General features: G+C 36.0%; 18 protein-coding genes, 1 pseudogene and 1 other annotated feature. Of the genes and pseudogenes, 4 read left to right on the forward strand and 15 right to left on the reverse strand.

What is annotated here, in order from left to right:
- Positions 1-273: 273 nt before the first annotated feature.
- The 4 genes from ACVWXS_RS18015 to ACVWXS_RS18030 all read right to left on the reverse strand — a co-directional run bounded on the left by ACVWXS_RS18015 (position 274) and on the right by ACVWXS_RS18030 (position 5,599).
- Positions 274-648, reverse strand: a complete 375-nt coding sequence (locus tag ACVWXS_RS18015) for a DUF1761 domain-containing protein (RefSeq protein WP_368637757.1) — start codon at positions 646-648, stop codon at positions 274-276.
- A 532-nt stretch (positions 649-1,180) separates the two neighbouring features.
- Complete coding sequence (locus ACVWXS_RS18020) at positions 1,181-2,029, reverse strand: MBL fold metallo-hydrolase (RefSeq protein WP_456959499.1); 849 nt, start codon at positions 2,027-2,029, stop codon at positions 1,181-1,183.
- A 196-nt stretch (positions 2,030-2,225) separates the two neighbouring features.
- The gene (locus tag ACVWXS_RS18025; RefSeq protein ID WP_456959500.1) at positions 2,226-4,040 is read right to left on the reverse strand and encodes a methyl-accepting chemotaxis protein; all 1,815 of its coding nucleotides are present in this window, start codon (positions 4,038-4,040) and stop codon (positions 2,226-2,228) included.
- Positions 4,041-4,858: 818 nt separating this feature from the next.
- The gene (locus ACVWXS_RS18030; protein WP_456959501.1) at positions 4,859-5,599 is read right to left on the reverse strand and encodes a YwqG family protein; all 741 of its coding nucleotides are present in this window, start codon (positions 5,597-5,599) and stop codon (positions 4,859-4,861) included.
- Between the two features lie 603 nt (positions 5,600-6,202).
- Here ACVWXS_RS18030 and ACVWXS_RS18035 point away from each other — a divergent pair.
- On the forward strand, positions 6,203-6,376 hold the full coding sequence (locus tag ACVWXS_RS18035) for a hypothetical protein (protein WP_423490006.1): 174 nt from the start codon (positions 6,203-6,205) through the stop codon (positions 6,374-6,376).
- 389 nt (positions 6,377-6,765) lie between these two features.
- Entirely contained in the window at positions 6,766-7,956 is a 1,191-nt protein-coding gene (locus tag ACVWXS_RS18040; protein ID WP_402988059.1) for a multidrug effflux MFS transporter, read from the forward strand.
- A gap of 313 nt (positions 7,957-8,269) precedes the next feature.
- Here ACVWXS_RS18040 and ACVWXS_RS18045 read toward each other — a convergent pair whose 3' ends face one another.
- The 3 genes from ACVWXS_RS18045 to serS form a co-directional block, all read right to left on the reverse strand.
- The gene (locus ACVWXS_RS18045) at positions 8,270-8,683 is read right to left on the reverse strand and encodes a hypothetical protein (protein WP_456959504.1); all 414 of its coding nucleotides are present in this window, start codon (positions 8,681-8,683) and stop codon (positions 8,270-8,272) included.
- Between the two features lie 21 nt (positions 8,684-8,704).
- Entirely contained in the window at positions 8,705-8,959 is a 255-nt protein-coding gene (locus tag ACVWXS_RS18050) for a hypothetical protein (RefSeq protein ID WP_456959506.1), read from the reverse strand.
- Between the two features lie 172 nt (positions 8,960-9,131).
- The gene (serS, locus tag ACVWXS_RS18055) at positions 9,132-10,412 is read right to left on the reverse strand and encodes a serine--tRNA ligase (protein WP_456959508.1); all 1,281 of its coding nucleotides are present in this window, start codon (positions 10,410-10,412) and stop codon (positions 9,132-9,134) included.
- 122 nt (positions 10,413-10,534) lie between these two features.
- Positions 10,535-10,749: a binding site (T-box leader), on the reverse strand.
- A 476-nt stretch (positions 10,750-11,225) separates the two neighbouring features.
- Here serS and ACVWXS_RS18060 point away from each other — a divergent pair.
- Positions 11,226-11,699, forward strand: a complete 474-nt coding sequence (locus tag ACVWXS_RS18060) for a DUF2975 domain-containing protein (RefSeq protein WP_456959509.1) — start codon at positions 11,226-11,228, stop codon at positions 11,697-11,699.
- Positions 11,700-11,901: 202 nt separating this feature from the next.
- On the opposite strand, the gene ACVWXS_RS18065 is transcribed toward ACVWXS_RS18060, so the two are convergent.
- The 5 genes from ACVWXS_RS18065 to ACVWXS_RS18085 form a co-directional block, all read right to left on the reverse strand.
- A complete protein-coding gene (locus ACVWXS_RS18065; protein ID WP_456959511.1) occupies positions 11,902-12,186 on the reverse strand; it encodes a hypothetical protein in 285 nt (94 codons plus the stop codon).
- A gap of 548 nt (positions 12,187-12,734) precedes the next feature.
- Positions 12,735-13,112: a hotdog family protein gene (locus tag ACVWXS_RS18070; RefSeq protein ID WP_402988045.1), complete on the reverse strand. Its 378-nt coding sequence runs from the start codon at positions 13,110-13,112 to the stop codon at positions 12,735-12,737.
- A 335-nt stretch (positions 13,113-13,447) separates the two neighbouring features.
- The gene (locus ACVWXS_RS18075) at positions 13,448-13,816 is read right to left on the reverse strand and encodes a hypothetical protein (RefSeq protein ID WP_456959513.1); all 369 of its coding nucleotides are present in this window, start codon (positions 13,814-13,816) and stop codon (positions 13,448-13,450) included.
- 199 nt (positions 13,817-14,015) lie between these two features.
- Entirely contained in the window at positions 14,016-14,669 is a 654-nt protein-coding gene (locus tag ACVWXS_RS18080) for a hypothetical protein (RefSeq protein WP_456959515.1), read from the reverse strand.
- Positions 14,670-14,783: 114 nt separating this feature from the next.
- Positions 14,784-15,167 (reverse strand): hypothetical protein, encoded by a 384-nt coding sequence (locus tag ACVWXS_RS18085; protein WP_456959517.1) that lies wholly within the window; start codon positions 15,165-15,167, stop codon positions 14,784-14,786.
- A gap of 509 nt (positions 15,168-15,676) precedes the next feature.
- Between ACVWXS_RS18085 and ACVWXS_RS18090 the strand changes: the two are divergent.
- Positions 15,677-15,952 (forward strand): annotated as a pseudogene (locus tag ACVWXS_RS18090) (DnaA N-terminal domain-containing protein); the annotation flags it as partial.
- A 108-nt stretch (positions 15,953-16,060) separates the two neighbouring features.
- Here ACVWXS_RS18090 and ACVWXS_RS18095 read toward each other — a convergent pair.
- The 3 genes from ACVWXS_RS18095 to ACVWXS_RS18105 form a co-directional block, all read right to left on the reverse strand.
- Positions 16,061-19,840 carry a S8 family serine peptidase gene (locus tag ACVWXS_RS18095; protein WP_456959518.1) on the reverse strand — a complete coding sequence of 1,260 codons (3,780 nt, stop codon included), beginning with the start codon at positions 19,838-19,840 and terminating at the stop codon, positions 16,061-16,063.
- 529 nt (positions 19,841-20,369) lie between these two features.
- Positions 20,370-21,158 (reverse strand): putative protein N(5)-glutamine methyltransferase, encoded by a 789-nt coding sequence (locus tag ACVWXS_RS18100; RefSeq protein WP_456959521.1) that lies wholly within the window; start codon positions 21,156-21,158, stop codon positions 20,370-20,372.
- A gap of 338 nt (positions 21,159-21,496) precedes the next feature.
- A complete protein-coding gene (locus ACVWXS_RS18105) occupies positions 21,497-22,114 on the reverse strand; it encodes a DUF7010 family protein (protein WP_456959519.1) in 618 nt (205 codons plus the stop codon).
- Positions 22,115-22,318 lie beyond the last annotated feature (204 nt).

Genomic DNA, 22,318 nt, shown 5'->3' on the forward strand with positions numbered 1-22,318 from the left:
TCCTTATTATATATATAATCTTATCTAATCATACATTATCTATTTCCCTGTAAACATGCTATATTTCGCTGTGTGGTACGGTCTATGGTTCTTTAATTCAACCTTTTATCCATCCCACCACTACTAACCACCTTTACATTAAATCTAAAAAAGGGTCGCATTTATTTGTGATACGGTTCACCGTAACACCTCTAAATGAGGAATAAAAAATGGATCTCCATATGTATGAGAGATCCTTCTTTTTACTCGTTTCAATCTATAAAATTGATACGATTAGACAAATAGACCATGGAGTGCTCCTAGTAAGGTAAAAATGATAAAATGGTCACCAATCGCAATTAAAAAATTTCTCTTATTTACGAGTCCAAATAATGAATTTTTCAAATAAACAATTGAAATAAGAATGCCAATAATACCTCCTATAGCAGCACCTTCTAACAAACTATTTGAACTAGTCGCTTGGACGAGAATTGCAATAAAAATGGAACTAATAAAGGCAACAATTACTGAAATCACATACTTTAATGCACCTTTGCTTTGATTTTCCTTCCCTACTAATAGGGAGTAATAGATCGCCCCATAAATCATATACAAGATTCCACCAATAAGAATAGCAAGATAATTTAACGCACCTAAATCAATTGACATACATTTACCCCCGATTTATTTAGGCTCTATGGCTAAAGCGATTGCACTGATTCTGCAATTAAGATTGAGTGCACCACTCTCTTCGTCAATGTGCACAAGTTCAATTGGATTCCCCAAATATTTGTTCCCACTAATCGGTAACCAGAAGCTATACAATTCTGAGTAACATTCGACCAACATACTTCTTTCACCATACTCAACAGGTTCATCAAAAGAATATAATACATATTTACCACCATTAAAAGTATAGGTCATTTCGTAGTCAGTCTTATCTCTGTATGATTAGAAATAGCTATGCGGCAATCATAGCGACTTTTTTCTGGCAGCTTGATGATGGGTTGCTCCTCGGAACACCGAACTCCATTGTAGCCTGTTCGACTAGCCCCATTGCATACAAATGCCCCTATAAAACCGACACTTATTTCAGCTATCAACCGTCGTTTGCCTATGACATATACCATGAATGATTTACTAGACTAATGGAATGGTGCTGTTACAATATGCATTGGTAATTACACAAAAGTACATTACTTTAATAACCATTAGCAAATTCATCTATTACTACCAATTCGTCATCAGTCGGTTCCCTTTTTACGTATTTCTTATAATTTTCTATTATTTTTTGTTTTTCACCTTTAAAAATATCTGTATATGTTGCAATGGTTCTAAGCATTGTAATTTCCTGATTAAATTCCTCTTTTGAAATCGGTTTCCAATGAGAGAGAATATATATTTCTGCATCAAATGTTTCTAGTTTATCTAAAAGTTGAAGAGTTTCGTTTACTTTGTAATTCCTCTTTTCGGAAAAAATATCACAATAAATACAATCTCCTAAAAATAGAATCTTTTCTTCTTTGATGTACACAACTACAGAATCTGAAGCATGACTTCCTCCCACATGTTGTATGACACAAGTCACCTCCCCAAGATCTACTTCCAGTTGTTTTTCAAAGATTAAATCTGGTAATACAATCGTGATATTCCTTTGACTAGGGAATTCTTTTTTTATTGCATTTGCACAAAATTCAATCTCCGTTCCTTCTTTAACTCGAGAATCCAATGCCTCATCCGACCACGACAGATGCTTTAACTTTTCTATTTCCGTTTTTGTTTCTATTGAGGAAATTGATAATGCATTTGTTAGAGTAGAGAGACCAAAAATATGATCCCAGTGCCAATGGGTAAGGACAACCATATCTGGATTTGAAACGTTTCTTTTTAATAGTTCATCCAGAAAATACTTGGCATGTTTTTCCGAGTTACCTGCATCAATCATTAATGTCTTATCCCTACCAACAACCATTCCAAGTATTGGACGGTCGGTCTCCGATACTGGTGTGATATACCAAAAACACTTACCTATTTGCTTGATCGAATGCATGTAAAACCCCCTCCTTAACCTTAATTATTAACTGACTTGCTCAGATTTTACTGTAAGAACAGAATATAATAAAAGCAAACGACATTAAATCCTTAATAGATAAATTTTATAAAAGACAATTTTAAATACTGAAAAACCTCACTTATTTATGGTACAGTTCTCCGTAACTAGTCTAAGTGCGGTTTTAACTAGTAACCTACTTTACACGGAAACGGTCAACACTCTGTTTCAATTCATCCGCCAGCCCATAAAGCATAGCTGCAAAACTGGCTACCTCTTGCATGGCTGCAAGTTGTTCTTCTGATGAAGCGGCGATGTGAGCGGAATCGGCTGAAGATGAATCTGCGATACCCTCCAGCACTGTTAGTGAAGCCGCAACTAACTCACTTCCTGATGACAGTTGTTCCGAAGCAGCAGATACTTCGTCAATCTGATCGGACACTTTCTGAATCGACTCCACGATCGAACTAAATGTTTGCCCTGCCTTATTCGCAATATGTGTACCTGCCTGGGCTTCTGTCATTGATTTATCCAAAGAAACCACTGTTTTACTCGTGTGATCGCTGATGCCTTGGAGTATGTCAGTTATTTTCTCCGAAGAGATTTTGGACCGTTCAGCGAGTATACGAATTTCTTGAGCCACAACGGCAAAACCTTTACCATGCTCACCTGCTCGCGATGCCTCAATCGATGCGTTAAGTGCAAGCAAATTGGTCTGATTAGCAATGCTACCTATTAATGTAACCATTTCATTAACTTGATCGCTTAATTTCTTCAGTCCATGGATTGCTTCGACCGATGTTTTCAAGTTTTGTTCAATTGTGCTCATTTGAGCAACTGTTGTTTCTATATCCTTCATTCCTGCATTTGCGCTATCTGCTGTAACCGAAGCCAATTCTGAAACGACGGAGGATGCATCTACGATTCTATGAATACCCATTCCCATTTCCTTCATTGATTGTTGACACTCATTAGTATGACGAAGTTGTTCATCGAGCCCAACAGCAATGTTTTGAATGGCACCTGTGATTTCTTGTGTAGCTGCTTCGGTCTGGGCAGCGCTTTCTTGTAATTGAGAAGAAGATACAGCAACTTCATTCGAAGAATTTTGTATGTTATGGGTCAATACCCGAAGTCCGCTAATCATCTGATTAAATGAACTTGCAGCCTTACCAATCTCATTATGGTTCAGTACAGGAATTTCAACGGTTAAATCGCCTTTCGAAGCATGTTCAGACACTTCAGCTAAACGTGCAAGCGGGCGCAACATTTTACGAAGAATGAATACAACCAACCCGATTAACATAAGTACAAAAAAAATACCAACCGTGATATTCGTCCATAGAATCCGTTGAAGTTCCTTTTTAACAATCCCGTAATCGAAATCGACACCGAACAACGCAACGGGTTTCCCGCTTCCGTCATTAATCGGCGCTAAATACGAGATGAAAGTTCCACCTTCATCAGTGTAAACATCAGTTAATGTGCTACCGTTTCTCATTGCATCTTCGTAACTTTTAAGAAATTCCGAATCTATTTCATATAACGTACCTAACTCTTCAGCATATTCACCTGGATCCCGACCATATTCTGAGTTATATAAGTATTCTTTGCCATCCTTCCTGATAATGTCCGGTGTTAATAAATAGACATCCACTACCATATGATTGGATTTCATAGAATTCAAAATATTGGGGAGTTCCTCGAATGGTTTTCCCTCCAATGGTTGATGCTCAAGAATTGTCTTCGTTGCTTCGCCAACAAGAGGTTCATTTTGTTGAGTTATGTATTTGAATACTTTTCCATATTCATCAAATTGGCGAAAGTACGCCCCACGTTGATCGCGTATGGACAGGGAAATCATTAATCCGATAACGATAATTATGAGGGCGGAGAGAAATAACGAGCTCGTAAATACTAAACTTCTAGATTTTGCTTTTTTAGAGCGCTTAGTTGTCCTCCTGGTATTTAATAATTTTTTTCTTCCAATCAAGGGAAAACCCATTTTCATTACACCTTCTATTTTAGCTTTTATCTATAATAATACACATAGTTGCGATTAGATCCCCGATTCACGCAAATATTGTAATCCTTTTTATTGTGGTTGAGGGCTTAATATTCATAGTAATACACTGTTTCAAATCAACCAGTTATGCATAAGTAATACGTAAATTATACAATTATAAAATATTTGGAGCAAAGTTTATTTTAGTTCTCCCTTTATCCCTCGTATGTTCATCAAAGTTAGCAGCAAAGGTATTGAGCTATATTAGAAAATAATTTAAATTTTCTTTACTTGAATTTTCGCTGTCAGGAAAGAGCCAGGGTTTTCTATAACAATTTCAATCGGATAAAATTTAATAATAATTGGGGATGTATTTTCATAATCTCTATATGTCATAGCAAAAGAAAATAAAAACAGCCCAACTAATCTCTTAGTTAGACTGTCATCTCACAGCTATTTTCAACTTTATTAACAATTAATCTTCAGTAAAGTAGAAAAACTCACTTACTTATGGTACGGTTCACCGAAACTACTATTAAATTTCGTTATAAAAATAGATTTCCTTATTGGACTAACCTGCTTCCTTAGTTGAATAAGAAAAAAGAATAACCCCAAAAAATAAAAATAAATAACCACAAATATTAGAAAAACATATAGTGGTTCTCTTCTAAATTTATCCTTTTTCTGAACAAAACGCCGGGTCATGCCTCGTTTATCAAAAGAGTTCTCACTGATAAATATTGATTTAACCTTCATTTGTAACATGGTATTTACGCTCATTTAGTTTAGCGTAACGATTCATCTTCTACACTATATATTGCTCTTTAACCTGCATCAGACCTTAATCTACTAAAGTCCATATTTTTCAGCCGTTCTGTTTCAATAAATATCATTAATTTATCGCCGTCATGCCAACACCACTCAAGACTATCATCCGAATCAACTGTTAACAGTGAGATCCATTCTGCTCCAGGCGTTGGATCATACGCTAGTGAATAATGAGAAGGATAGCCAAGAAGATAGTCCGAACTTTTATGTAGAGAATCTCGGATTTCTGTGTATATGTCGCTCTGAACTTCATCGAAAAGCCAGTCCTTTAACTGGTACTCGTCATAAGGAATATCACTTGTCGGGAAAAATTCAATCACTGTCGTCTTGCCAATATCTGAATGGGGCGGCATTATCGTCTCTAGATTCGTCGTTTCAGGAATATAGATACCATGAATATATCCGTCCTCAAACACCTCTAGATAATCATCATCATCATAATTATCATCTGCTACAAAGAGACTTAGGAGCCCTTTCGATGGCAGACCTCTTTCAGTTGAAGCGATTTCTGTGAAATTGATCTGGCCAAGGAAGCGATACGGCTTCTTCTCATACGTTGGCCATTCGCTACCAATTGGTAAATCAGGTGCTCCTCCAAAACGACTACAGCCTAATCGTGGTTCGGCATTTTTATTCTTAAGAATATCAATTGCTGGCCTCAACACTTGAGATAAATACTCTTTATGATTTGCAATATTTGATTGTTCAATCATCTCTAAAAAATTATTCCTATTCATTCCATCCTCCGTCGTGTGTTTTTTTAAAACGAGATTTGAATTTTCCTCATATTTAATTATACTTCATCGTGGTTGCGAGAAAAATGATTATACTAATAATGGAAAAAAACTATATTTCTTTGTTTTTTGTTAATACCACTTTTCAACTAAACTGCTCCGTTAGCCAGTCATGTAGCGCAAAAACCAGCGCTATCCCACTGAGAATGAAGAAAATTACGTTCTATCATGAGAGTTCAATAAAGAAAAAAGAGCTGCCTATGCAACTCAATGATCTTCAAGTAATGCACCCCGTTAGCCATCCATGTCGCGTAAAATCAACGCTACACCACAGAAAATGAAAGATTATTACGTTCTTTCATGGGAGTTGAATAGCATTTTTCTTCTATTACAAATTTTGGTCGAAACATTCACCACTCATAAAAAAATTATCTTTACCACTAAAAGTCCACTTACCGTTTTTATATGTTATCTACCTAATTTGTTCCGCAATATGTCCGCATGAACTATCAATTCCTATTTTCAATCGACAAGAAATAGATTGCTTTTAATTTATCCATATTAACCATATAATTAAGAAACTAATTAAAAAAGAGGTTAAAAAAAATGAAACAAAATCCTTTGCACCAATGGCAAAAAGAACATAATAAACGGGTAAAAGATTTCCATAAAAATCACGCGTTAAAAATAGAACGTAGTGAGAATGGAAACGGGTTGTTAGCTAAATGGGAAAGATTTGTCTACAATAAAGGAAAAGCTCTTTCCAAAGGTTTCAGATAAAATTTTATAAATTAACTGTTCCTTTGGGACAGTTTTTTTTGATTATTAATGTATTCATTGTTACACGCTTTGTTTCAACTGCGACATAAAAAGAATGGAATTTCCATATCTCTTGTTCAAAAAAACTGCCCCATTAGTTCAATAAGCAAAAAGAGCTGCCTATGCAACTGTTGGTTTGAAATAAAGTTCGATCGTTTGTAAAAAAGATTAACCGTTAATAAAAAAGTTGGACCATTTTATCCCTTTGGATGGTATAATTTTTTACGTATTTTTAATTAGAAGGAAGTGAATTCATGAGTGATTTAGAAAAAATTAAACTCGTGAAGCCACCATTTCCCAAGCTACGATGTTTTTCTTTCAAACCTATAATTATCTAGGAGAGGATTATTTTGAAGAAAAACATCGGAAACAAAACACCTAGCTTATTATTACTGATTGTATTAGTAGGCTTCCCACAAATTAGTGAAACTATTTTTAGCCCATCATTACCTTCTATCGCAGAAGCATTTGAAACTTCTATGAGTGATGCACAGCTTACGATGAGTGTGTACTTTATCGCTTTTGCCTTCGGAGTATTTTTCTTTGGTCGTTTATCCGATAAAATAGGTCGTCGCAAGGCAATGCTTTATGGGCTGTTTTTATATTTTGTTGGTAACATACTTTGTTTAGTAGCAAATGAAATGGCGGTTTTATTAGTCGCACGCTTTATTCAAGCGTTTGGTGCAAGTGTTGGCTCTGTCGTAACACAAACGATTTTACGCGAAAGTTTTTCTGGTGTTGAGCGTCATAAATTGTTTGCTCAAATTTCAGCTGCCCTTGCCTTCACACCTGCCATTGGCCCGTTAATCGGTGGCTTTACCGATTATTATTTTGGCTTTAAAGTCGTATTTTTGGTGTTAGTTGCTATGAGCGTTATTGTATTTTGCTTTGCGTTTTTACGCTTACCTGAAACAGCGCTTACTACAATCGAAATGAAACCTATACTACCAATAGTGATGCGCATGATTACAAATACGCGTCTATGGCGCTACGGCGTATTAATTGGCGGTATTAACGGTGTATTATTTAGCTATTATACCGAAGCGCCATTTATTTTTACGCAATACTTTACACTATCAAGTGCGATGTATGGTTTTTTAGGCATTATCGTAGCGCTCGCTTCTATCGCAGGTGCGATGCTATCTAAACGACTCGTTAACCACACAAAACCGGAGATGATTATCGTACGCGGGTTAGCCATTATGCTCATCGGTACATTACTCGCTACATCGGTACATTTTTTACAGGTTTCATTACAAATGCCAACCATGATTGTTAGTGTGTTCATTATTTTATTTGGTACAGGTACCGCTTTACCAAACTGTTTAAGCTTAGCGCTGATTGACTTTCAAGATGTCATTGGTTCTGCGGGTGCGATATTTAGTTTAGGTTATTATCTACTCGTCAGCGCTACAATCTATGGTATGAGCGTTTTCCATAACGGAACAGTCCTTGCGATGCCACTATATTTTTTAGCACTAGGGATTGTTATGCTTTTAATAAGCTTACCGTTACTTTATAAAAAAGATGCGATGTTTTGAATAAAGTCGCGATTCTTTAAAAAAGTTGCACCATTTTAAAAAAGATAAATGCTTGACCTTCACGCTACGTAATAGGAGTCACTATATCATTTATAAGCCAAGTCGAAAATAAACTATAGGCCCTCGAAAGTGATTAAACTTTATTATAAAAACTAAACTTAAATCTGCTGGGTAAGAATCCATTTTGATCAATCTTTTTTCAAAATGGATTCTATTTATTTTTCGTAAAATCTGGGTTATCGTGATATTTTTGATCAAGCTTTATTTTAGAGCTACAGCAACTCAATGATCTTCAAGTAATGCACCAGTTAGCTTAATAACGAATTGCCTTCTTTTTGTTTTTGATTAGAAGCAAAACCCACCAAACAAGTAAATATAAGAAACCTATGATTGCATAAATAGACCAGGGAGAGCCTTGTTGTAAATGAGTAACTAAATGTTCAAACTCATCCACTCCTTTCTCTCTCCCAATGCTGTTTATAATATTACTTATCGGAATAGTTATTGTAAGAACTATAGTAATAGTAGATAAAATTATCATTTTCTTTTGAATAATACTAAATATTGCAAATCCCAATGTTGCTATTATAAAAAAGTAATATATTATCCAAACCCAATCAGGAAGAGTCTCCCAATACATTTCTTCACCTCGTTTAATCTTTAAGTAAACTGCACCGTACGCACATAAAGCGACTGTTCTAATTAAACAATCGCACCCGTTAGCCATCCATGTCGCGTAAAATCAACGCTACACCACAGAAAATGAATAATTATTACGTTCTTTCATGGGAGTTGAATAAGAACAGAGACGCTTATTAAACAATCGCGCCTGATTCTTGAACAGTGTAAAACCGTTGATTTCCGTTCCAGAGGGCGTGCGGTGAACCAACCCGTTTGCTTCGCTTCCATTGGTTGTTTCACCTGTCCCGCCGATCCTCCCGTAGTCGCCGTCTTCCACTCCAATCAACTTTGAATCTGCTTCTTCATTTTGTTGGATATTCATATTCTTTTGGTTGCCTGCATGACTTCTTTAACATGGGCAATACTGCCCCAAAACTTTGATAATTAATTCCACGGCGTTTACACCACCCGATACTATTAAAAGCATCTGTAAATCGATAAAAAGGCAATACAATTACCTGTTAAAGGATATCTATAATAGCTTTTCCCGTTATTTATTTTGATGCAATTATTTCTTTACCACCCATGTATGGTCTTAAAACTTCAGGAATTACTACGTTTCCATCAGCTTGTTGATAGTTTTCTAGGATAGCGGCAACTGTACGACCAATGGCAAGGCCTGAACCGTTTAATGTATGAACATATTCTGGTTTTGCATTTGGCTCACGACGGAAGCGGATATTCGCTCGTCGTGCTTGGAAATCCTCAAAGTTAGAACAAGAAGAAATTTCACGGTACATGTTTTGTGCAGGAATCCAAACTTCTAAATCATATTTCTTCGCTGCAGTAAAACCTAAATCAGCTGTACACATTTTTAGCTTACGATATGGTAAGCCTAGTAATTGCAATACTTTTTCCGCATGATTTGTTAATAGCTCTAATTGTTCGTATGATTCCTCTGGTTTTACAAAGCGAACTAGTTCTACTTTGTTGAACTGATGTTGACGGATTAAACCACGTGTATCACGACCCGCAGAGCCTGCTTCTGATCTAAAGCACGCACTATAGGAAGCAAAGCCTTGTGGTAAAGCCTCAGCCAGTAAAATTTCATCACGATAGAAGTTTGTTACAGGTACCTCTGCCGTTGGAATCATGAAATAATCTGTTTCCTCTAATTTAAATACATCTTCTTCAAATTTAGGAAGATTTCCAGTACCCGTCAAGCTATCACGATTAACAATGACAGGTGGTAGCATTTCCTCATAACCATGCTCCTCTGCATGTAAATCCATCATATATGTCATTAATGCACGTTCTAAACGAGCTCCAAGCCCGCGGTAGAATAAGAAACGGCTACCTGTTACTTTTGTACCTCGTTCAAAGTCAACAATCTTCAAATCTGTAGCAAGATCCCAGTGTGCTTTAATGTCAAAATCAAATGTTGGAATTTCACCCCAAGTATATTCTTCTACATTGTCGTCTTCTGTTGTCCCTACTGGTACAGATTCGTGTGGAATGTTTGGCAAGTGCATCATCATATCTTTAAAGCGCTCTTCAACATCATTTAGTTGAACATCTAGCTCTTTAATTTCATCGCCTACTTGACGCATACGAGCAATAACTTCATCTGCATTTTCCTTGTTGCGTTTCATAATTGAAATTTGTTCAGATACTTTATTTCGTTCTGCTTTTAATTCTTCTGTTTTAGCAATTAACTCACGACGCTTTGCATCTAAATCCTCAAAGTCATCTAAGTTGCCTAAATCTTCATTACGTGTTAATAGCATTTCTTTAATTTCCGCGAAATTATCGCGTACGCGTTTAATATCTAACATAGTCATACCTCCAGTAGTTTAATGACACTGCATCCATTAAGTCTTGGTGTAATTGCGTTGCAAGCTAAACTCAAATAGCTCCGCTTTGAATCAAAATAAACACAAAAAAGCCCCCATCCCTAAAAAGGGACGAGAGCTACCCGCGTTGCCACCCTAATTGATTAGGTATATACCTAATCCACTTATTTCATAACGGCATTTCAACCGGCTACAGCCTACTTTATTACTTCGACTGTGCAACTCCAGGACGGATTCACAAGTGCTTCTATCAGCTTCCACCAACCGCTGACTCTCTAAAAAAAACGTGCTTGCTACTACTTCCCATCATCGTGTTCAGTTATTTAAATTTTAACCATACTGTACTATATGAAAACATATTTTGCAAGTTATACCATAGGATACAAAATATTCTAGAATTCTTGAATCACGGTTAATTCCGGATGAAATGCACAACCCAATAAATGACCATTTCGCGCTAAGATAATTTCCCCTCATACTAAGCGAATTTCAACATTTTTACCGACTGCTTTAATAGCCATACATGTGTATTTCTCCTTCTATTTATCAGAAACCTTTTTCGATTTCCAATCTAACCTTTTCAAATAGAAAAAGCACAATTCTTGCTGCAGAATTGCGCACGATTGTTAGGTTACTTCATCATAAAATTTACAAAAATTCAATTACGATTCCCACATAACAATCAAACCAACATTTAAAACAATAAAAATATAATAAAAAACAAAATAATTTTATTGATAATCGATAAATACTGTATTACAATTATCTAATCATTAAATCAGTGAGGTGCTTTAAATGAATGGTAAACTAGGTTCAACTTTTTTCTTAAAGGTTGTTGCTTTTCTTATTGGAACTGCGGTACTTGCCGTGTGTATATTTTTGTTGCCTGAAGCAGCCAGAAGAGATGCTATAGTGCGTCCAGGAGATTACTCGATATATCCGTTGTTAATATGCGCGTATGGAGTATGTATTACGTTTTCTGTAGCTTTGTATCAAGCATATAAACTATTGAGTGATATCGATCGTAACAACGCTTTTTCCGAGTTATCCCTTAAATCCTTGAAGGTTATAAAAAAATGCGCTTTTACAATTATTTTCTTTATTTTATTAGTAATAGTTTACTTAAGAGTGTATGCCATGTTCACGGGTGATGACCCAGCAGGTCCAATAGCACTTGGACTAATAGGGATATTAGCAACAGCTATCATCGCTGCCATTATGGACGTACTTCAAAAGCCATTAAAAAATATTCTAGAAAAAAAGAAATAAAAATGTAGATGTTTATTTTGCAGGTATAATATCTTCTTTCCCTATTAAATTAAATGGCTCTTAAATGAAAAATTGGCGCCTATTCTTTTTCAAGAATTGCGCCCGATTGTGGAAGATCGTTATTTAACTGAAGCCCTTGTTAGTTATACAAACAGACTTACACAATAATTGCATATTATATAAATGGTGTGACAATAAGTAATTATCTCTTACCTTTTAGTTCTAAAAGTATAGGTGTTATATTTAGTAAGATAGAAACAATTGTCAAAAACCATAATGCCTTTTCCATACTAGGTACTACATCCAAAAGAGCTGCCCAATCTTCCACTTTTACCCACCCAGATACAAGACTGTAATCTGAACAAAGTGTTAATGCTGTAAATGATAATCCCATCGCCATAGCAAGCTTATAATCCTTTCCTGCTACATACATATAAAGATTTATAAGAGTTGCTACTATTGCAATAATCCCTAATATTATCCACATAACTATACCTCCATATATTTTTTTTATCTTTCATTTCAATATAATCCATTCCTGTTGGTACTTCGTTTAATTTCTCACTCACAATTAACCCTACAAAATAATGACCGATCCTATGCTTCTCATCCTTTTTAGGCTCAAATAATGCAATTTCGGTCTCAGTCGGATTTAGGATTTCGTTTGAGCGACTTAATAGTTGCTTTGCAAGCAAGGGTACTTCATTACCAAAGTTAATAAACTCTCCACTACCTTTTAATCCAACAAGTTTAAATTCTTTTTAACCATCATAATCGACATATTAACCTCTCCTATTCACATAAAATTTTATAAAATTCTAATTTTTTATCCAACAAAAAAATCCTTACCTCCTGCATTGAAGTAAAGATTTCATATTGACTTATGTAACTGTTCTTCAACTGCTCCGTTAATTCAATAAAGAAAAAGAGAGTTGCCTATGCAACTCAATGGTTTTACATGTATTAACTCTGTTTAATTATTACAGGGATGCTGTCCCGTAAATTTTGATATTGCGCCCGATATTATAATAAAGTTTAAAGAATTACGCCTGATACATCTCCTTTCATTACTTCTTTTTCATTCTGATTTTTACATAAAAAGGATGCAACAAACGCTGTTCTATTATTTTCTTGCCTTTCGTATTTCTCAATTTTAACTATACAAACTATTGTATCGCCTGTAAAAACAGGTCTTAAAAACTCAAAACTCGTACTACGGGCCAGGACGTTATTATCTCCTGCTATTTTTGTTGGCAGAGTTGCCGTTAGTAAGCCTTGAATGACAAGTCTTCCTTGTTCATCTGGGGTTATATGATGTATCCCTTCATCCCCTGAAATCTCAGTAAATAATTCAACATCCCTGACTGTAAAAGTTCGTTCAAACGTAATTATGTCCCCTGCTTTTAATGACATTTTAAACTCCTCCCACTGTCTGGTTAATCAAAATGTAAATATTACATCAATTCCAGACTGTTTAAGGTAATATATGGTAATATATTCTACAAAAATCAAAAAAACCCTTCTCCTACTAATCTGCACCGTTAGCCATCCATGTAGCGCAAAAACCAGCGCTACATCACAGAAAATGAAAGATGATTAAGTTCTTTCATGGGAGTTTAAGTACATTCTTTCACAAACTTTATTGATTTAGCAACATTAAACAGTTTATATATTACAGAAATACTACTCCGTTAGCAGCTATGAAAAAGCAATCCATAAACGAAGAATTACTTCTTTTCGTTTCATATTTACTTATTACTTTGGCTGTTCGTATGACCTTGCTTGCTAAATAATCTTATAATTAATTGCCCTAAAATATAAATAATTGAAACAAATATAATGGCGGCATCTCTGCCAAAAGGTTTAAACCAACCTCCATCATCAACTATAAAAAAATAACCAAATATCAAAGAAATAACAGTCATGATAAAATTCAAACCAAAGAACAAAGGAAATTTAATGTTTCTCGATGAAATACCTACAACAATTATTAACACTAGAAATACCGGAAACAAAAAATCAGCGTGTTGCCTAGCAAGATGACTATTATATTCGTAATAATGAAATAAGAAAGGAACTGGAAATAAAGACAAAATACTTCTAATAAAAATCTTCAATTTATATATACCCCCATATTAAATTAATAAAGAAAAACCACCTTGTAGTGTAATTTTACACTATAAGGTGGTTTTTTCAATATGCTGTAGTTTTTTTATTTCTAATTCTTATTTAACTAATCTGCACCGTTAGTGAAAAAGCAACTGCCCTATTGAACAATTGCACTCCGTTAGTTCAACAATTACTGTATTATCTTTCTCACTTTAAAGTCCCTATCCAAACATCTCCTTTGTCGAGACTATATTGTAAGAAACCCCCAAATTCATTTTCAAATTTAATGGTTTCAAAGGCTTTTCCCTTAATTTTTGATACTTCTTTTTCAGTTAAACTTCCTTCTTCTAACCATTCATTCAAGTCGTTTTCATCGTAAAAATCAATCTCTATGTGCAAATCCCATTGGAATTGTTCTAACTTGTCCCTCAAGGAATGAAATTTATTGAAAGGGAATTCCTTGTTTTCTTCCCTTATTTTGAAGGTTTTATTATAGAAATCAAGACAATCTCTATATGCAACGACAATTTGTGAATTGATAAAATTAGGGTCATAAAGCCAGATTTTTAAATAAAACTCTTCATTTTCATCCATCATTTTTCGATGCCACTCCAGGTAAACTTCAATCATTGCATCAAGTAAAAGTCGATTATACCAATTGGGAGGGTTTTTTCGTACCCATGCATAAAAGGGATGAATCCATAATTTTTCGTATTGTCTTTGGTAATTCTTTAAATAGTCCATATCTAAATTTATTGCGTTTTGCTTCCATCTTTCAATTTTTCTCCTATGTCTTTTCCAACCTCGTATTTTCTTCTTTTTTGAGTAATAAAACACTTGTACACTTCCTTTGTAGTTCATATAACTCAATAATATCTTATATTCTTGCTGAACTAACCTGCACCGTTAGTCTAAGAAGAAAATGCTCTACCCTTATTGAAGTAAAACCCCAGTTAGTTCAGTTAGTATAATTAATTATTCAAAACTATTTTCATAAATATCCAAGAATTTCGCTATCATTACACCTTGTTGAACAACGGTTTCATCTTTAGTTTCAAGTTGCCAAGCATAGGTCATATAATTTTTATAATTTTTTTGGCTAATAGGCTTCAAATTATATACTTTGGCAGTGGCAGCAAACCCTTTTTTATAATCAATTTGAGCTTGTTGTAATGCTTTCTGATGATTTTTAAAAACGGGCATTCCATCAGCATTAGCTCCTATTTCATAAGCTTCATCGTCACCAAAATCAGCATTTAATTGGCTTGTATCATAGTCATCAACTACTTTTGAAGAGGAATTACAGGCTGTTAAAAGCATAAGTAAAACTATACTAATAATGATCAATGTTTTTTTCATTTTTCTCCTCCTAAGAACATAGCTTTTATATGTTATTATTCTTTTTTTTGATTTAATGTCCTTCTAGCCCCGTTAGCCATCTATGAAGCGCAATAAACAGCACTTCACCACAGAAAATGAAAGATGATTAAGTTCTTTCATGGGAGTGAAGTATTTTTTCTATGTATACTCTTTCTAGCAAATTGGAAATAACTTCACTATAAATAATATTTTTGGAGGAATGCATTTTGTTCATGTCAAAAGCATGAGAAAAGAGAATTGAAGGTTTTTCCTTACAAACTTTAAAAGCAGATCATCTTCAGGCGATATTACTTACTCGCTATTTTGAAGATGTTGATATTGAGACACTTACGACTTTTCAACTAAAAGAGTACTTAGCAAAATCTAATGTGTATCTTAAACCCTCTAGTCTTGCTCACCGAATTCGTTTTATGTAATCATTGTTCCGTTGGCCACATGAACAAATGCCAGATGAAATCTTAAAGAACTCAGTACAAGAGACTGGCCGCTTGGAACATTTAGAAGAACTTTGGAAAAATGTCCTGGTTCGGGTTAGACAAGAAATTTCTAAACCAAGCTTCGAAACGTGGATAAAGTCTACAAAATTACTGTCATACAATAGTAGTGACTCAACTGTGACGATTTCTGCGCCAAATTCGTTTGCTCGAGCCTGGCTTGAAAATCAATATATGCATTTGATTAAATGTATATTAACGGATCTTACAGGTGAAGAGTTGCTTATTAACTTTGTTAATCAAAAAACCAGGACTGATTTCGATTTACCTAAGACGAACTAACCAAGCAAAGCCAAAAAGAGAAATTGCACTGTGCAATTTCTCTTTTTGCTTGAACTGAAATTAATTATAACTCATCCTCGGTAACTTCATTATTATTTAATTACCGTTACCATTACCATTACCATTACCATTACCATTACCGTTGCCATTGCCATTGCCATTGCCATTGCCATTGCCATTTCCATTGCCGTTGCCATTTCCATTGCCATTGCCGTTGCCATTTCCATTGCCATTGCCGTTGCCGTTGCCGTTACCATTGTCATTCCCTGGCTTTACAACCAACACATCAAATGTTAGTGTATGCTCACCATACGTTACCGTAACCGTCGTATTACCTTGACCTTTTCCTTTTACAGCCCCTGCTTTTACAGTAGCTATTTTATCATTCGCTACTTCGTAGGTTGCAAGATTTGTAACATCTTTTTCTGTTGTTTTACCATCAAAAGTAGTTACTTCAGTAATCTTAACTGTAACTTCTTTACCTATTCTAGTTTCAACCTGAGATTGGTCAATTTCTAGTGTTACTATTGGTTGTTCTACATCAGGTGCTTTAACTGTAACATTTATAGTAACTTCATTATCACCGTATGAAATAGTAATTGTAGTCTTGCCCTCACCTACTGCAGTTACTAATCCATTTACTATTGTTGCAACATTTTCATCTCCAACAACATAAGTTGCTTTTGAAGTTACGTCTTCCTTTGTTGCATCACCTTCTACAGGCGTTGACGTTTCTGTTACCGTAAGTTGTGCAGTTTCTCCAGCTGTTAGGGCTAGCTCAGTTGGATTTACAGAAAGTGTTACTACTGGTTCTACTACTTCTTTTTCATATATCTTCGCTTCACCAACATTCCCAGCAGCGTCTTTAATTATTACTGATACAGCATTTGTTTCTGCTGTTACTGGGAATGTGAAGCTACCATCTTGATTTAATTCAAAAGCAACTGGAGCTTGTACTTCGCCATTCACCGTCGAAATATAGGAAGCTTTTAATTTATCATTTAAATTGTAATTTAAACCATATAAATATAACTCTTCATTGTAGTCGATATACTTATCTGTTACCTGTCCTGTAGCGACACCTTCCGCTACTTTACCAGTAATTTCTGGTTTAGTCGTTTTCACGATAATTGGTCCAACATAATCGGAAACTGCTCCTGATGCTGCAAGGCCGCTGAAGTCAATTGTATACAGACCATCTGGAATCTTTGTAGCAGGTGCTGTTCCCCATGGTTTGTACTGCCCACCAATCTTCAGCGTATAAGAGCCTTTTCCTAGTGCAGTACCTGCATGTAGATAACCAATGTAGCCATCTCCGTATTCTCCACCTTCAGGATTCATAATATCCCAAAGCTCGATAAAGTTAGTTGTTACATCTCCAGTTAATGTGAATGAAAGTACAGCTGAGTCTTTTACTCCATCTCCGTTAAAGGATAGGTCTGTTTCTGTAATCTTAAAATCTTTAATTTCAGTTGCTGCCGCGCCGCCAAAGTCGGCTGCGAATGGCAATGAAATTTCTGTATCTCCACCGCTGATGTTAATATACCCTAGTATTTCAGAGCCGTTTGGTGCCGTAGCTTGTGAAGCAGTTAATGTAATATTTAAAAGTTGCTCACCATCTAGATTAAATGTCGGCTGATCTACTGTAACCGTTGCATCACCAAATGTTTTTGTTACATCAATTGATACGTTATAATTGCCGCCGTTCCCTTTAAGATCTTTTACTAAAACTTGTTTCGTTACAGAAATATCTCGGTCTTTAAGTGATTGTGGACCGAAAGTAACTGTACCTTTCAAGTTTTCTGTAACTGCACCAGTTCCATCTAAAATTGCGCTATCAAGTGCATAGGCAAGAATTTCCGGATGAGCTGCTGCATAAGCATCTACACGCCCTGCACCCTGAGAAAACACATCGTATTTTGTTTTATCTATAACCTTTGCTGTATTAGAAAGCGCCACTTTTACATCGAACGCGTTCCAATCCGGATTTGCTTGTTTAACTAATGCAGCAATACCTGCAATATGCGGTGTTGCCATAGAAGTTCCTGTTTTACGACCATATGCTTCCCCATAATCTGCATTAGGGAAATCTTTTTTATACATTGGAATCGTTGACATAATGTTTGTTCCAGGTGCACTTACATCTGGTTTGATATCAAAGTTTGGTGTAGATGGTCCACGTGAACTTGAAGAGTTTACATCATCTCCCAGTGTCTTTGTGGAAGCAAATTTACTAAAGCTTACTTTTCCGGTTCCGCTTGCTAATGCAGCGCGAATTGCATCGCCATCCGTTTGGGACATATCAAATGTTGGCAGAAATTCAAATGAATCACCAAGGAATGTACCTGAAATGTTCGGTGCATTCGTTCCACCTGCAAAGTTATGAATAATTGTTGCGACTGCTCCATTTGCCTTTGCATTCGCAATTTTATCAACGAATGCGATACTGCCACGAGAAATCAATGCCACTTTACCTTTTACATCAATTCCTGCATAGTCTTTTACTTCCCCGTTTCCAGGAACAGCAACTAGGTCAAATTCTCCTTGAAGCTGTGTTTCTAAATTTTTCGCAAAAGTCGTTCCCATTAATGGAAGCTGCTTTGTTAAGTTGTAGTTGCCAACTGTAACATTCACTTCACCGTTATACATTGTTTCAGGATTTGTTGTGTTACCAACAGCAATTCCTAAACGAGCGGTTGCAGGCGTGCCCATTGTTCCGCGATTTGGACCATCATTCCCTGTTGCAATTACTCCAATTGTTCCAGCCATCATTGCATTATTAATAGCAAATGAACCAGCATCCGTTTCAGAGTTAGCTCCCCCGCCAAGTGAAAGGTTGATAATGTCCATTTTTTCGTTTACAGCAGTTTCAATTGCTTTAATAATACCAGATGTAGATCCACTTCCGTATGCCCCAAGAACACGGTAAGCATAAAGGTCTACTTTTGGAGCAATTCCTTTAATACCAAATTCGTTAGCTCCGATTGCTGCAATTGTTCCAGCAACATGTGTACCGTGAGAAGTATAGAACGCGCTTCCTTTTTCATTAAATTCAGGTGTCCCGATTGGACGCTCCGAAGGCAATGTTTCCGATGCATCGTCATCTGCCCGAGGCTTCGTGTAAGTTGCTGAATTCGGAATGAAGTTTTTTCCACCTTTATAAATTCCGGCAAACTCAGGGTGATCTGCATCAATACCCGTATCTAATACTGCTACTTTTATCCCTTGTCCTTCAAGTCCTTCCTTCCAAAGCTGTTCGATGCCAAGGAAAGAATTACTTGTATTCATTTGAGCTTCTAATTGATCGTCCTTAATAAGTTCCGATGATTTCATCTTATTATCTTCTGATGCGTAAACAATTGCATCAGGTTCGATTAATGTAATTCCTTCTACTGTAAGCAGTTTCGGGAGATCATTTGCTTTCACAGTTGCCGCAAAACCGTTTAAAACAGTATCAAATGTGTATCCTTGAGTCATCTGAACTTTTTTAGCAGCTAACTCTTGTTTAACCTCTGCTTGTTGTGCTTTTACATTTGAACGAACTTCATTTGCTCGGGCATTAGAGAATTTTTTGCCTTTGACCTGGCTCATTCCTTGCTCTAGTGCCACAGGCTTTTCAGATAAATGAATGATGACTGCAACATCTTGATTGCCTGATACATTTTGTAAGCTTTCGTGAAGAGTTGGACCATCTTTAGACAAGCTTAGCTGTTCAGCGATAGCCGCCTTTTGTTGAATTATACTTTCACTTTGACTATCCTGCTTGAATGGTTTCGATTCTTCAGCACTAGCGCTCGACAATGGAACCAATAGAGAAAGCACCATAACGAAAGCTAGAATACTACTTAAGAACTTCGTAAACTTAAACTTTTTCAAATCTCATTTCCCCCTTCTGCTTTTAGTTGTCACACTTTTCAGTTTAGTGCGATATTTCAAATTTATCACAAAGTTACCAATACTAATATCGGAATATTTAAACATTTTGAAATATTGATAATTAGTATCAGTTTATCAAATATAGATTAAATCTATCTTCCTAGTAATTTAATTAATTAGCAGAACTTTCAAACGAGAAATGACTTACAGTAATTCATTAATTAATCCTATCAAGGCAGCAGTGGGTGGTGCAGTTCCTTATAGAAAATTAGGAGAACAGTAAGAGGAGTGATTGGAGGGGAATCGGAATTTGCAGCTCTTATACTCCTCCCACTGTCTGGTTAATCACAATGTGAATATTACATCAATTCCAGACTGTTTAAGGTAATGCATTCCATAAAAAACCCAAAAACCTTCTCCAACTAATCTGCACTGTTAGCACAAGAAGCGATTGTTATAATTGAACAATCGCTTCCTTTAGTTGAACAAGGATTTGAAGTTAATTTCAAATTTACGTGTTATCGGTAGTTTAAGGATTTCTTCCAATAACAACTGTTGCATCTAATTCATCATCCCTAGCTATTTTGGTAATTAGGCCAACATTAGCAAAAACTTTTGAAGTTTGAGTAGCCTGAATTTCACTCGTCTCTATCAATAGATGTCCTCCAGGAACAAGCCAATGAGATGCTTTTTCTACTACCTTTCGCTGAAGGTCTAGTCCATCCAATCCACCATCAAGTGCCGTTTTTGGTTCGTATAAACGTGCTTCTTGGGGAAGCAGTTTTATTGAATCAGTAGGAACGTAAGGTGCGTTAGCCACTATGATGTTCACTCGACCTCTCAATGAATCGGATAATGCATCATATAAGTCACCTTGATAAACGTGACCACCAACCTTAGTTATGTTACGGGAAGTACATCGTACAGCAACGGGGTCAATATCAACGGAGTGTAATATAATCTTTTTAAGGTCGGTTGCAATTGCAGCACCAATAGCACCAGACCCGCAACATAAATCCAAAACAATATCATATGGGCGGGCTAAAACTTTTGCTTGCTGAACTAGAAATTCCGTACGTCGACGTGGTATAAAAACTCCTTGTTCTACTTCTATTCGTAGCCCACAAAACTTCGTAAACCCAAGTGTGTATTCAAGCGGTAAACCACGTACTCGTTTTTCTACCATTCTCATTAAATCCTCTATACTTCTTGCCTCAGAGGTAAGTAACAGCGTTTCTTCTTCAGCGAAGACACAACCCCCACTCCGTAGTCTGTTGATTATACTTCTTTCAGTTTTATTATCTAAAAATAAATTGATTTTCTGTGCTATTAATCTCACCACTTCCTTAATCCCAGTTATTTATCTTTTTATTCTAGAAATAATATAAATGTCCTTCTTCAACTAAACTGCTGCTTTAGTTCAATAAAAAAAAGAGCTGCCTATGCAACTCAATGATCTTCAAGTAAAGACCCCGTTAGCCATCCATGTCGCGTAAAATCAACGCTACACCACAGAAAATGAAAGATTATTACGTTCTTTCATGGGAGTTGAAGTGAAAATCTTCATAATCTTTTTTTACCTCAACAAAATCTAATCCCTCAATGTATAGGGCATATTTTTTCGCTGTAAAGTACCATCTCACTTCTTTTAGTTATTTATTTCGGGACGATACCTAGCAATCTTCTACCCATTAACCATATTGCCAGACCAGTTCCCCACAAGATCAGGGCAGAGCCAAAGCCTACCACAGACATAAATGCATTTATTTGATGTTCCCCTAGTGTGATCTTCGCAGGCACAAACAGTAATGTAATAATAGCAAGTAAACAAAGGAGTGCAGCTGTAAAATAATAGAATTTAACTTGGAATAGAGGGGCCAATGGGATAAAATGAACACCGACAATAATAGCTATTAAGACAGGTAAAAGTTCAGTGTGACGAGTAGCGTTACAGACAGCAATCGTAATTGCTATTGCCAAACCCTCTGCCGCGAAAATAATGTTAAACCAAAACCTCGTACGCTTCCCATGCCTTAAGTCTGTTTTTGAAACCTGATTCGTCAATTCTCGCGATGCGCGTATCAATGAAACACCGCCGATGAACAGCCCTATACCGATGGCAACAGCAGTAACTAACAATAATGGAACGCCCCAGCCTTGTAATCCCATAATTCCTGTGTACGCCCACAGAGTACCGAAAAACGCCATGAAAAATACACCAGTTGCCGTTCCGTGTACTGCGGATCTAGGAATAATTCTTGATGTTTGTGTCACAAATAAAAACCTCCTATTAACCTAAGTATTTGTTCATTGCAACCGCATATCAATTTACCTTAGTATAAGGAATTTTATTCGTAAAAAAATCCGATATACCTTTTTATATGTAAGCCCGAAATATAAAAAAAGCGCACCTTCTCGGTACGCACGACGAATGGCCATCTATCCTATTTTTTTCGGATAGATGGCTATTTTGCACAT

The sequence above is a fragment of the Lysinibacillus sp. TE18511 genome (assembly GCF_054062295.1).

Coding starts and splice junctions, on each gene's coding strand:
- ACVWXS_RS18030 (WP_456959501.1), bottom strand. CDS start 5,599: ATGAATAGGAATAATTTTTTAGAGATGATTGAACAATCAAATATTGCA.
- ACVWXS_RS18065 (WP_456959511.1), bottom strand. CDS start 12,186: ATGTGGATAATATTAGGGATTATTGCAATAGTAGCAACTCTTATAAAT.
- ACVWXS_RS18060 (WP_456959509.1), top strand. CDS start 11,226: ATGAATGGTAAACTAGGTTCAACTTTTTTCTTAAAGGTTGTTGCTTTT.
- ACVWXS_RS18085 (WP_456959517.1), bottom strand. CDS start 15,167: ATGAAAAAAACATTGATCATTATTAGTATAGTTTTACTTATGCTTTTA.
- ACVWXS_RS18015 (WP_368637757.1), bottom strand. CDS start 648: ATGTCAATTGATTTAGGTGCGTTAAATTATCTTGCTATTCTTATTGGT.
- ACVWXS_RS18080 (WP_456959515.1), bottom strand. CDS start 14,669: ATGAACTACAAAGGAAGTGTACAAGTGTTTTATTACTCAAAAAAGAAG.
- ACVWXS_RS18070 (WP_402988045.1), bottom strand. CDS start 13,112: ATGTCATTAAAAGCAGGGGACATAATTACGTTTGAACGAACTTTTACA.
- ACVWXS_RS18025 (WP_456959500.1), bottom strand. CDS start 4,040: ATGAAAATGGGTTTTCCCTTGATTGGAAGAAAAAAATTATTAAATACC.
- ACVWXS_RS18020 (WP_456959499.1), bottom strand. CDS start 2,029: ATGCATTCGATCAAGCAAATAGGTAAGTGTTTTTGGTATATCACACCA.
- ACVWXS_RS18035 (WP_423490006.1), top strand. CDS start 6,203: ATGAAACAAAATCCTTTGCACCAATGGCAAAAAGAACATAATAAACGG.
- serS (WP_456959508.1), bottom strand. CDS start 10,412: ATGTTAGATATTAAACGCGTACGCGATAATTTCGCGGAAATTAAAGAA.
- ACVWXS_RS18045 (WP_456959504.1), bottom strand. CDS start 8,683: ATGGCTAACGGGTGCGATTGTTTAATTAGAACAGTCGCTTTATGTGCG.
- ACVWXS_RS18050 (WP_456959506.1), bottom strand. CDS start 8,959: ATGAATATCCAACAAAATGAAGAAGCAGATTCAAAGTTGATTGGAGTG.